Annotated in this window: 10 protein-coding genes; all 10 read left to right on the plus strand. The window is 59.0% G+C overall.

The annotated features are described in order from the left end of the window. Position 1: 1 nt before the first annotated feature. The 10 genes from flgK (at position 2) to BFQ01_RS08710 (ending at position 12,316) form a co-directional block, all read left to right on the plus strand. Entirely contained in the window at positions 2-2,050 is a 2,049-nt protein-coding gene (gene flgK, locus BFQ01_RS08665) for a flagellar hook-associated protein FlgK (RefSeq protein WP_065924949.1), read from the plus strand. Positions 2,051-2,064: 14 nt separating this feature from the next. Continuing rightward, positions 2,065-3,666: a flagellar hook-associated protein 3 gene (locus tag BFQ01_RS08670; RefSeq protein WP_065924950.1), complete on the plus strand. Its 1,602-nt coding sequence runs from the start codon at positions 2,065-2,067 to the stop codon at positions 3,664-3,666. A 274-nt stretch (positions 3,667-3,940) separates the two neighbouring features. Next, on the plus strand, positions 3,941-4,870 hold the full coding sequence (locus tag BFQ01_RS08675) for a ketoacyl-ACP synthase III (protein ID WP_065924951.1): 930 nt from the start codon (positions 3,941-3,943) through the stop codon (positions 4,868-4,870). Positions 4,871-5,144: 274 nt separating this feature from the next. Beyond that, a complete protein-coding gene (locus tag BFQ01_RS08680) occupies positions 5,145-6,569 on the plus strand; it encodes a flagellin N-terminal helical domain-containing protein (RefSeq protein ID WP_065924974.1) in 1,425 nt (474 codons plus the stop codon). Between the two features lie 74 nt (positions 6,570-6,643). After that, positions 6,644-6,994 (plus strand): flagellar protein FlaG, encoded by a 351-nt coding sequence (locus BFQ01_RS08685; protein WP_065924952.1) that lies wholly within the window; start codon positions 6,644-6,646, stop codon positions 6,992-6,994. A gap of 80 nt (positions 6,995-7,074) precedes the next feature. Next, the gene (gene fliD / locus BFQ01_RS08690) at positions 7,075-8,466 is read left to right on the plus strand and encodes a flagellar filament capping protein FliD (RefSeq protein ID WP_065924953.1); all 1,392 of its coding nucleotides are present in this window, start codon (positions 7,075-7,077) and stop codon (positions 8,464-8,466) included. A 141-nt stretch (positions 8,467-8,607) separates the two neighbouring features. Beyond that, on the plus strand, positions 8,608-9,012 hold the full coding sequence (gene fliS / locus BFQ01_RS08695; RefSeq protein WP_065924954.1) for a flagellar export chaperone FliS: 405 nt from the start codon (positions 8,608-8,610) through the stop codon (positions 9,010-9,012). Positions 9,013-9,053: 41 nt separating this feature from the next. Continuing rightward, positions 9,054-9,350 carry a flagellar protein FliT gene (gene fliT, locus BFQ01_RS08700; protein WP_027603846.1) on the plus strand — a complete coding sequence of 99 codons (297 nt, stop codon included), beginning with the start codon at positions 9,054-9,056 and terminating at the stop codon, positions 9,348-9,350. A 168-nt stretch (positions 9,351-9,518) separates the two neighbouring features. Continuing rightward, a complete protein-coding gene (locus BFQ01_RS08705) occupies positions 9,519-10,994 on the plus strand; it encodes a sigma-54 dependent transcriptional regulator (protein ID WP_027603847.1) in 1,476 nt (491 codons plus the stop codon). Between the two features lie 110 nt (positions 10,995-11,104). Then, the gene (locus BFQ01_RS08710) at positions 11,105-12,316 is read left to right on the plus strand and encodes a sensor histidine kinase (protein WP_065924955.1); all 1,212 of its coding nucleotides are present in this window, start codon (positions 11,105-11,107) and stop codon (positions 12,314-12,316) included. Positions 12,317-12,319: the final 3 nt, after the last annotated feature.

Raw genomic sequence — 12,319 nt, forward strand, 5'->3', positions numbered from 1 at the left:
CATGAGTTTGCTCAATATCGGGATGTCAGGGCTTAACGCCGCTCAAGGATCGTTGTCGGTCTTGAGTAACAACATCGCCAACGCCAATACCGCGGGTTATTCGCGTCAGCAGACCACCCAGAGCGCAAATGCGTCGAACCAGTATGGCGGCGTGTTCATCGGCAGCGGCACCACCCTGGCCGACGTGCGCCGGGTGTACAACGAATACCTGGACACCGCCTACCAGAACAGCACCTCGCTCAACAGCGATGCCAAGGCTTATCTTGATCAGGTCAGTGCCGTCGACAAGACTCTGTCGGACAAGACCACCGGTATGTCCGCCGTACTCAGTTCATTCTTCGCTGCTGTGCAGACCGCCTCGGCGAACCCCAACGATACCTCGGCCCGCCAGATCCTGCTCACGAACGCCCAGACGCTGAGCAACCGGTTCAACTCCATTTCCAGCCAGTTGAGCCAGCAGAAAGAGACCATTAACAGCCAGTTGTCCTCGATGAGCGATCAGGTCAACCAACTGACTTCGTCGATTGCCTCTCTCAACAAGCAGATCGCCCAGGTGCAGGGTTCGTCGAACACCACCCCGGCCAACCTGCTGGACTCGCGCGCCGAAGCCGTGCGTTCGCTCAATGAGCTGATCGGTGTGACCGCCACTGAGAAGAACGGCGTGTTCAGTGTCAGCACCGGTAGCGGCCAGTCCCTGGTGCTGGGTGATAAGTCCAACACCATTTCCGCCGTACCGAGCAAGAGCGACACCAGCCAGTACACGATCCAGCTCAATGCGGCCGGCGGTACGACGATGGACCTGGGCAACGTGATCAGCGGCGGTAGCATCGGCGGCCTGTTGCGCTATCGCAGCGACGCGTTGATTCCTGCGATCAATGATCTGGGGCGCATCGCGATTGCCACCGCCGATACGGTCAACAGCCAGTTGGGCCAGGGCCTGGACCTCAATGGCGAGTTCGGCGCCTCGATGTTCACCGACATCAACAACGCAGCCTCGGTTGCCCTGCGTAGCCTGGCTGCCCAAGGCAACCTGGGCGACGGTGCCCTGGGCGTGACGATCAAGGACAGCACTCAGCTGACCAACTTCGATTACAAGGTCAGCTTCAACGACGGCACCGACCTCAACAAGGTCACGGTACTGCGTTCCGACGGCAAGGCCATGGGCACCTATGACCTCAGTGCCACGCCGCCTCCGGTCATCGATGGCTTCACCCTGGCGGTCAAGAGCGGTACGGTGCAGGCCGGTGACAGCTTCAAGGTCAGCCCCACCGCCAACGGCGCCAAGGAAATCGGCACGGTCCTCAGCGACCCCAGCAAGATTGCCTTTGCCGCGCCGTTGCAGGGCGAGGCCAGCAAGACCAACCAGGGCACCGGCACCTTCACGCCGCCGACGCTCACCGTGCCCCTGGACATACAGGGTGGTGCCGATACGGCACAACTGCGTACCGGCATCGAATACTCGATGCCGGTGAAGATGGTTTTCGGTAAACCGGCGGCCGATGGCACCCAGCCTTATACGCTGAGTAACGCCCAGGGTGATCCCATCGGTTCCGGCACCATCATTCCGGGACAGGCCAATAAGATCAGCATCAGCGTGCCGATGCGTGATGCCAGCGGTGCCTTGGTGTCGCCAGCCAAGAACTTCAGTTTCGACACCACGGTGGGCGGTTCGCCGGCCAACGGCGACGGCACCTCGTTCTCGTTCAATGCCACCGGCAAGTCCGACAATCGCAACGCCCAGGCACTGCTCGACCTGCAGACCAAGGCAACCGTGGGCCTGGCGGCCGATGGCAGTGGCGGTACCAGCCTGGTGGGCGCCAACAGCAAGCTGGTCTCCACCGTGGGCGCCAAGGCCGCTTCGGCCGGCACTGACAACACCGCTACCGGTGCGCTGCTGGCCGCCAACAAGAACGCGCGCAACTCCGTATCCCAGGTGAACCTGGATGAAGAGGCGGGCGACATGATCAAGTTCCAGCAGTACTACACGGCGTCGTCGCAGATCATCAAGGCTGCGCAAGAAACCTTCAGCACGCTGATCAATAGTCTTTAAGGGAGTCTGGGACGATGCGCATTTCTACACAGCAGTATTACGACACCAGTGCCGTCAAGTATCAGAACAACTATTCCAGCGTTGTGAAGGCCCAGGAACAGGCGAGCTCCGGCGTGCGTGTACAGACCGCTTCGGATGATCCGGTTGCCGCCCAGCGCTTGCTGATGCTGCAACAGCAAAAAGACATGCTGGCCCAGTACAGCGGCAACATCACCAGCATTCAAAATACGCTGACGAACGAAGAAAGCGTGCTGGAGGCGATCAATACCACGATCCAGGCCGGCAGCCAGTTGGCGCTGCGTGCGGGTGGCGTGACCAGCGATGCTGACCGCAAGTCCATTGCGGTCGAGGTGGGCGCGCTTGAAAATCAGCTGTTGGGTTTGCTTAACAGCAAGGATGCGGCGGGCAACTATCTGTTCTCCGGTTCCAAGACCGACACGCCACCGTATTCGCGCAACAATGATGGTACTTATAGCTATCAAGGCGACGAAAACGAGCTGAGCCTGCAGGTTTCCGAGACGCTGAAGGTGCGCACCAGCGATACGGGCAAGACCATCCTGGAAGGCGCGGTCAACACCAGCCGCACCCAAGCCACCTACACGACGCCTGCAACGGTGGATGACCACAAGGTCGCGATCTCGGCAGGCCTGGTAACGTCGGGTATCGATTACACCAAGCAGTTTGCCGACGGCCAGCCCTATAAGGTGACCTTTACCAGTAGCACGCAGTACGTTGTGACCGACAAGGACAACAACGACATTACTTCGCAGCTTCCAGGTAATGGTACGTTCGACTCCACCAAGGAAGGCAGCGCCAGTATCAATGTACGCGGGGTCAAATTCGATATCACCGCAGACCTCACCGGCGTGGCCACCGGGCCGGATGCCGATGCGTTGGTTGCAGGGCGTGAGTTCACCCTGGCCGCCAAGCCGGACGCGTTCAATGTCTCTCGCACCGCAAGCAACACTTCGGCGGCGCAACTGACCAATGCCCGCGTCAGCAGTGCAGCCGACTACTCCAGTACGTTTCCCAACAGCGGCGTACTGATCAAGTTCGACGATGTCGACCCGACTGCTTATAAGGTGTATGCCCAGCCGTATACCCCCGACAGCAAGCCGATTGTCGATAATGGCGTGATCGTCAGCGGTACGCCGCCAGCCAAGGACACGATCACCGCCGCGGGTGTCACCTTCGAGTTGAGCGGTACGCCGAACACCGGCGATCAGTTTTCGGTCGGCAACACCACCCAGAAAACCCAGAATGCCCTCGACACCCTGAGCGAGCTGCGCCAGGCCCTGGAACAGCCGGCGGATGGTATTCCCGGTGCGCGGGTCAAGCTTCAGGACGCCCTGAACGCCGCGGTCAGTAACCTGACCAACTCGGCCGACCAGGTGGACAACGTGCGTGGCTCCATCGGTGCGCGACAGAATGCACTCACGGTGCAGTCCAGTGAAAACACCAGTGTCGGCCTGGCCAACAAGACCACGATGAGTGACCTGGCCAACATTGACATGGGCGAGGCAGCGATCAACCTGACCCTGCAGCAAACCATGCTGGAGGCCTCGCAGCTGGCTTTCGTGAAAGTCTCGCAGTTGAGCTTGTTCAACAAGATGTAAGTGGCGTCAAGTCAAGCGGCCCGCTCTGGAAACAGGGCGGGCCGTTGCCGTTTCTGGGACTTAATTGTTTGAAGGTTTTGCACAAAGCACACACAATTGAGTGACCTGTGAGTCATAAAGCGCATCTTCACTGTATCGTGTGAAAAGGATAAGTCGTCACAGGGTCCTTGCGGGGCGGCTTTCAGCGAGATTTTTATGGGGTTATCCCCTTTATTGTCAGCACTCCAGGCCACGTCTGGGGTGTTCTCCAGCTATTTAGTATTGGGAAGCCACAATGATTGGCATAAAAAGCATCGCCAGTTACGTGCCGGCAGACGGGATCGATAACTACGCCCAGGGTGCCAAGTTCGCCAAGGATGAAGAATTCATCATCGGCAAGATCGGTTCGGCGTTCCTGCCGCGCAAGGAAGCCGCGCAGGAAACCTCCGATCTGTGTGTCGAGGCGGTCAACGCTTTGTTTGCCAACAATCCGGATTTGAAGCGCGAGTCCATCGATGCGCTGATCGTCGTCACCCAGAACGGCGATGAAGAGGGTTTGCCCCATACGGCCGCGATCGTCCAGGACAAACTCGGCCTGCCCACCCACGTGGCGGCGTTTGATATTTCCCTGGGCTGCTCCGGCTACGTCTACGGCATCTACGCGATGAAGGGCTTCATGGAAGCCACCGGCCTGAAAAACGGCCTGTTGGTCACCGCCGACCCGTATTCGAAGATCGTCGACCCGGAAGACCGCAACACCACCATGCTGTTCGGCGATGCCGCCACCGCCACCTGGATGGGCGAAGACGCGCCGTGGTTGCTGGGCAAGTCCAAGTTCGGCACGGACGGTTCCGGCGCACCGCATCTCAAGGTCAGCGATGGCGTGTTCTTCATGAACGGTCGCCAGGTGTTCAACTTCGCCTTGCTCAAGGTGCCCGCGCATTTGCACGAGCTGCTCGACGAGTCGGACCTTGCGGCCGATGACATCGATGCGTTCTGCATTCATCAGGGCAGTGCGGCGATTGTCGACGCCGTGGCCCGGCGTTTCGAAGACGCGCCGGTGGAGAAGTTCATCAAGGACATGGTCGAGACCGGCAACACCGTGTCGTCGAGCATTCCGTTGCTGCTGGAAAAGCATGTGATGGACGCCACCTGGAAGCGCGTGGCAATCAGCGGTTTTGGCGTGGGCCTGTCGTGGGGATCGGCGATTCTCTATCGTCCGTGACGCTTCGATAGACTGCTTTCTGCGTAAAAGCAAACGCCGATGCTCGAAAGAGCATCGGCGTTTTTTATTTGGCGCCAGAAAACCCAATGAAATATGGGTTTTTAGCCGGCGTAAGCCCTTGAATTACAAGGGGTGGCACGGCGCCATTAAAAAAATCAAAAAAAATCCTCAAGCAACCGGCTACCACGACGATAACTATTACGTAGGTTCTCAGGCCACACCCGGCGGTTGCCAGGGCCGGAAGCCGCAGTATCCATCCAACGAGGATTTCGTCATGGCTTTAACAGTAAACACCAACATTGCTTCGATCACTACTCAGGGCAACCTGAACAAAGCCGGCGGCGCCCTGGCCACCTCCATGCAGCGCCTGTCTTCCGGCCTGCGTATCAACAGCGCTAAAGACGACGCAGCCGGCCTGCAGATCGCTAACCGCCTGACCAGCCAAATCAACGGCCTGGGCCAAGCTGTAAAAAACGTGAACGACGGTATCTCCATCGCTCAGACCGCTGAAGGCGCGATGCAGGCTTCGACCGACATCCTGCAAAAAATGCGTACCCTGGCTCTGTCTTCCGCGACTGGTTCCCTCAGCCCTGACGACCGTAAGTCGAACAACGACGAATACCAGGCTCTGACTTCGGAACTGACCCGTATCTCCAACACCACCACTTTCGGTGGCCAGAAGCTGCTGGACGGTTCGTACGGTACCAAGGCCATTCAGGTTGGCGCCAACGCTAACGAAACCATCAACCTGAGCCTGGAAAACGTTGCAGCCAACAACATTGGTTCGCAGCAGATCAAAACCAAGGCCATCGTGCCTAGCGCAACTGGCCTGGCTGGCGGCAGCATCACAGTAACCGGCAACGGCCAAAGCAAAGCCGTTACTTATGCAGCAGGCGCGTCGGCTAAAGACATTGCTTCCGGCCTGAACGGTTCGATCGGTGGCCTGACCGCTACCGCCAGCACCGAAGTCAAGCTGGAAGTGGGTGCCGCAACCCCGTCGAACTTCACTCTGGCTGTTGGTAACAGCGGCGCTGTGAGCTTCGTAGGCGTTACCGATCTGGCTGGCCTGGCTGACCAACTGAAGTCCAACGCTGCCAAGCTGGGTATCAGTGTCAACTACGACGAAGTTAACAAGAGCCTGTCGGTTAAGTCGGATTCCGGTGAAAACCTGTCGTTCGCTGGCGCTGATGCCAACGCTCAGACGAACATCCTGGTTGGCGCGAAAGATGGCGCTGGCGCATTCGCTACCCCGGCTGCTCTGGGTGCTGCTGCAATCGTTGTTACCGGTCAAGTCTCCCTCGACTCGGCTAAAGGCTACTCCTTGAGCGACGCCGGTACCGGTGTTTCGGACTTGTTCTCGGCTGCTACCGTTTCGTCGACCAAAACCTCCATCGCCCAAACCGACGTGACCGACGCTACCAACGCTCAAAACGCCCTGGCTGTTATCGACAAGGCCATCGGCACCATCGACGGCGTTCGTTCGGGCCTGGGTGCTACCCAGAACCGTCTGACTACCACTGCAGACAACCTGCAGAACATTCAGAAGAACTCCACCGCTGCACGTTCCACCGTTCAGGACGTCGACTTCGCTTCCGAAACCGCCGAACTGACCAAGCAACAAACCCTGCAGTCGGCTTCTACCGCGATCCTGTCGCAGGCTAACCAGCTGCCATCCGCTGTACTGAAGCTGCTTCAGTAATCCCAGCGCTTGGTAACTAACGGAAGGGCGCGTCTACGTGCCCTTCCGTTTTTTCGGTTTAGAGGAGATTGGACATGGACATGAGTGTAAAGCTGAACCAGTCTTATCCGCCGGTTGCACCTCAAAGCGCACCTGCCAAGGTAGTGACTGACAACGGTGTCAAGAATGTCCAGGCAACGCCCGCGACCAGCCAAGAGCCCGCACGCGCCGACCTGGAAAAAGCAGTAACCGATATTCGTGATTTCGTTCAGGCTACCCAGCGTAGCCTGGACTTTTCCATTGATGACTCCACCCACCGCGTGGTGGTCAAGGTCATCAATACCGACAATGGTGAAGTGATTCGCCAGATTCCGTCGGAAACAGCCTTGAAGCTGGCACAGAACCTCAGCAGCGCAAGCAACTTGTTGTTTGACGACAAGGCCTGAGCTGGCATGAAACTTGTTGCTGTCTGGTCTTGAGGCGTAATAAGTCAAGATAACGGCAGCCACCGAACAGGAGATAGATGATGGCGGGTTCAACGGTAAGTGGTATCGGTTCGAACATCGATACGCAAGCGATCGTGACATCCTTGGTCAACGCCGAAAAGGTGCCCAAGCAAACGCAGATCAATACCGCGTCTGCGAAGGCGACCACCACGCTGTCTTCGATCGGCAAGGTTCAGGCCGCGCTGGATGCGTTTCGCAGTGCCTTGGACACCATGGCCAAGGACAGCAGTTTCACCGGCTTGACCGGTTCGTCCTCGGATGAAAAGACCGCGACCATGACGGCCAGCAACACGGCCTCGAACGGCAGCTTCCGGCTGGTCGTCGATCAGTTGGCCCAAGCGTCCAAGCTGTCGAGCAAGAACTTCAGCGGTGGCACCTCGACGGTAGTCAACGCGACGGACAAGCCGACGACGCTGACCATCAGTCAATCGGGCAAGTCATACGACCTCAATGTTCCCGCGGGTGCGACCCTGCAGCAGGTGCGTGACTCGATCAATACCCAGTTTGGTACTTCGGGGCTGAGCGCCAACATTCAAACCGACTCCAACGGTTCGCGATTGATCCTGACCTCTACCACCATGGGGACCGGCTCGGACCTTACACTCTCTGGCACTTCGGGCCTCGATGTGGGTGCCACGGTCGTCGATCCGCCCAAGGATGCGCTCTACAGCATCGATGGGGTTGCGTCTGTGTCCAAGTCCAACACCATCACAGGCGCTCTTAGCGGGGTGGATATCAAGCTGGTAGCTGCGTCGACTTACAAGACCAATTCCACCGTCGATAAAAACGTAACGCTCATCACCGTCAGCACCAACAACACCGCACTCAAGTCCGGGGTCAAGGGTTTCATTGATACCTACAACGCCCTGATCACTGCCATGAACGCCGAAACCAAGGTCACCACGAACCTGGACGGCAGCACTACAGCGGCAGCGTTGACCGGCGACTCGACCATGCGTTCGTTGCAGAGCGCTATCCGCAATGAGTTCAACGCGCTGTCGGGCACCGGTGCGTTCAAGTCCCTGGCGCAGTTCGGCGTGACCACCAGTTCGAGCACGGGTCTGCTGGCGATCGATGACAAGAAGTGGGACGCGGCGGTTAAAACCAACGGCGCCGACATCAACAGCATGTTCAGCGGTAAGGACGGCATGCTGGCACGGATGAAAAGCGCCACGGATGACTTTGCCAAATCCACTACCGGCATTCTGGCGACCCGCTCGACGTCCTTGTCCGACACGCTCAAGGACCTGACCAAGCAGCAGTCGACGCTGGACGAGCGCATGACCCTGCTCACCAGCAGCCTGTCGGCCAAGTACAACGCCATGGACACCCTGGTCGCCCAGTTGCGCCAGCAAAGCACCAGCGTGATGACCACGCTCAATGCCTTGAACAATCCAAAGACCAATACTTGATCCCCTGCCGAACAAAAAAAGGCCAGGCAATCTGCCTGGCCTTTTTTATCGCGGGACGACGGGGGCTAAAGCTTTTTGCAAACCCGTCGACATATTGGTTACTAGAATCCTTTTCGCTGTCGCCTGTCACGAGGTAGAAACATGAATCCCATGAGAGCCCTTCGCCAATACCAGAAGGTCAATTCCCATGCCCAGATCTCTGAAGCCAGCCCGCATCGCCTGGTGCAGATGCTGATGGAGGGCGGCCTGGACCGCATGGCTCAGGCCAAGGGTGCGCTGGCTCGTGGCGACATCGCCCAGAAGGGCCTGATGCTGGGCAAGGCCATCGATATCGTGATCGGCCTGCGCGACGGCCTGAATGCTGAAAAGAGTGACAACCCGGCTTACGTCCAGCAGTTGGAAAGTCTGTATGCGTACATGACTAACCGCCTGATGGAAGCGAACCTGCATAACGATGCCGACATGATCGACGAAGTCGCCCGTTTGCTGATTACCGTGAAAGAAGGCTGGGATGCCATCGCCGCGCCACAGGCTGCAACCGAGTAAGGCGCAGCAAAGAAGGGCCTGAGGGCCTTGAGGAATACGTCATGAGCCAAGCACTGCAACGCATTGATGAAACCCGTGAAGCGCTGATCGGCGCGCTGGCAGACCGTAACTGGGACGCCATTGGCGAGCTGGACATGGGCTGTCGCAACGTGATCGACGAGGTGCTCAGCGAAGCGCCGGTGGATGAGGATGCGTTGCGTGAAAAGCTTGAGAGCCTGTTGGCGGTATACCAGCAGTTGCTTGAGGTGACGACGGGCGAGCGCCAGGCGATTTTTGAAGAGATGTCGCAGATCAACCAAGCGAAGAACGCGTCAAAGGTTTACCATTTGTTCGGCTGAACAGACGCAGTTAATCCGAACGGCGCGTCATAAATTTGACCGTGCCAGCTTTTTTGACTTAACTAGTGCTGTTTTCAGATTTCAGACGTCTATAAAGTAAGAAGTCTTACGGCCGTCTCGATTGCCCTTACACTGGGCAGAGCGTTTTACTAGGGAAGTTGCTATTGCATGTGGCGTGAAACCAAAATTCTGCTGATCGATGACGATAGCGTCCGCCGCCGCGATTTAGCGGTGATTTTGAATTTTCTTGGCGAAGAAAATCTGCCCTGCGGCAGCCATGACTGGCAGCAGGTAGTCAGCTCATTGTCATCGAGCCGTGAAGTCATTTGTGTGCTGATCGGGACGGTAAACGCTCCTGGCGCTGTTTTGGGCTTGTTAAAGACACTGTCAACCTGGGATGAGTTCCTTCCGGTGTTGCTAATAGGCGATATTTCTTCTGTCGACCTGCCCGAAGACCAGCGCCGTCGTGTGCTTTCCACCCTGGAAATGCCGCCCAGCTACAGCAAATTGCTCGATTCCCTGCACCGTGCCCAGGTCTATCGCGAGATGTACGACCAGGCCCGCGAGCGCGGTCGCCACCGCGAGCCCAACCTGTTCCGCAGCCTCGTCGGCACCAGCCGCGCCATCCAGCACGTGCGCCAGATGATGCAGCAGGTGGCCGATACCGACGCCAGCGTGCTGATCCTCGGCGAGTCGGGCACCGGCAAGGAAGTGGTCGCGCGCAACCTGCACTATCACTCCAAGCGCCGCGACGGGCCTTTTGTGCCGGTCAACTGCGGAGCGATCCCGGCAGAGCTGCTTGAAAGCGAACTATTCGGTCACGAGAAGGGCGCCTTTACCGGGGCGATCACCAGCCGTGCCGGGCGTTTCGAGCTGGCCAACGGCGGCACCCTGTTCCTCGACGAAATCGGCGACATGCCGCTGCCGATGCAGGTCAAGCTGCTGCGCGTCTTGCAGGAGCGCACCTTCGAGCGCGTGGGCAGCAACAAGACCCAGAGCGTCGACGTGCGCATCATCGCCGCGACCCACAAGAACCTCGAAAGCATGATCGAGGTCGGCAGTTTCCGCGAAGACCTGTACTACCGCCTCAACGTATTCCCGATCGAGATGGCCCCGCTGCGTGAGCGCGTGGAGGACATCCCGTTGCTGATGAACGAACTGATCTCGCGCATGGAGCACGAAAAGCGCGGTTCGATCCGCTTCAACTCGGCCGCGATCATGTCCCTGTGCCGCCACGGCTGGCCGGGCAACGTCCGTGAACTGGCCAACCTGGTGGAGCGCATGGCGATCATGCATCCCTACGGTGTGATCGGCGTGGTCGAGTTGCCGAAGAAGTTCCGCTATGTCGACGACGAAGACGAGCAACTGGTCGACAGCCTGCGCAGCGACATGGAAGAACGGGTTGCCATCAACGGCCACACCCCGGACTTCGGCTCCACCGCCATGCTGCCGCCCGAAGGGCTGGACTTGAAAGACTACCTCGGTAACCTCGAGCAGGGGCTGATCCAGCAGGCCCTGGACGACGCCAACGGCATCGTCGCCCGTGCCGCCGAGCGCCTGCGCATCCGTCGAACCACCCTGGTGGAGAAGATGCGCAAGTACGGAATGAGCCGCAAAGAAGGTGATGAACAGGCAGATGATTGACGCCTGTTTTCCAATCCGCTGATATTTCAGCGGTTTTTTTTCGGCACAACTATTGCTACAGCCCTCGCAACGTTCCGTTTAACTGACGGTCAGCCAAGCGAGAGAGCATCATGCCCCACGCCGCCCAACTATCTTCGGCCCCTGCCATCCAGGGGCTGGTTCCGCCTGTCGAGCCGCCGACCCGCCAGGGTCTTGAGCAGGCGTTCTCGCAGTTCAGCCAGATGTCGAGCCAGCTGACCGACTCCTACAGCCTGCTGGAAGCCCGGGTCTCCGAGCTGAAAGGCGAACTGGCGGTAGTCAGCGCCCAGCGCATGGAAGAGTTGGCCGAAAAAGAGCGCCTGGCCAACCGTTTGCAAAACCTGTTGTCGCTGTTGCCCGGTGGCGTGATCGTCATCGATGAAGAAGGCCGCGTGCGTGAAGCCAACCCGGCGGCCTGCGACATGCTCGGCCTGCCGCTGGAAGGCGAGCTGTGGCGCCATGTCATCACCCGCTGCTTTGCGCCGCGTGAGGACGATGGCCACGAAATCTCCCTGAAGGACGGGCGCCGCCTGTCCATCGCCACCCGTTCCCTGGATGCGGAGCCGGGCCAGTTGGTGCTGCTTAACGACCTGACTGAAACCCGTCATCTGCAAGACCAGTTGGCGCGCCATGAGCGTTTGTCCTCGTTGGGGCGGATGGTCGCTTCGTTGGCGCATCAGATCCGTACGCCGTTGTCGGCCGCGTTGATCTACGCCAGTCATTTGACTGATGAGCAATTGCCCGCCGCCACGCACCAGCGCTTTGCCGGGCGCCTGAAGGAGCGTCTGCATGAGTTGGAGCACCAGGTCCGCGACATGCTGGTGTTTGCCCGCGGCGAATTGCCGCTGACCGACCGCGTGACGCCGGCCCAGCTGATGCAGGCCCTGCAAGCGGCGGCCGCTGCCCATATCCAGGACGTGCACGTGCGTTGGCAGTGCGACAGTCACCTCGGCGAGCTGCTCTGCAACCGCGACACCTTGGTGGGCTCGCTGCTCAACCTGATCGAAAACGCCACCCAGGCCAGCGGCCCCGGCGCGCGGCTCAAGGTGCACCTGTACAACCGCGAGCAAACCCTGCGCCTGTGCATCAGCGACAGCGGCAGCGGTATCGACCCGGTGGTGCTCAAGCGCCTGGGTGAACCCTTTTTCACCACCAAGACCAACGGTACCGGCCTGGGCCTGACCGTGGTCAAGGCGGTGGCGCGTGCCCATCAGGGAGAATTGCAGCTGCATTCCCGCGTTGGGCGTGGCACCTGTGCATTGATGACCTTGCCGCTGTTTTCATGCGCGGCAAGCGCGGAGTAAGGA

It is taken from the genome of Pseudomonas sp. 8 R 14, assembly GCF_900005955.1.
In the GTDB taxonomy this organism is placed as follows: Bacteria; Pseudomonadota; Gammaproteobacteria; order Pseudomonadales; family Pseudomonadaceae; genus Aquipseudomonas; species Aquipseudomonas marginalis.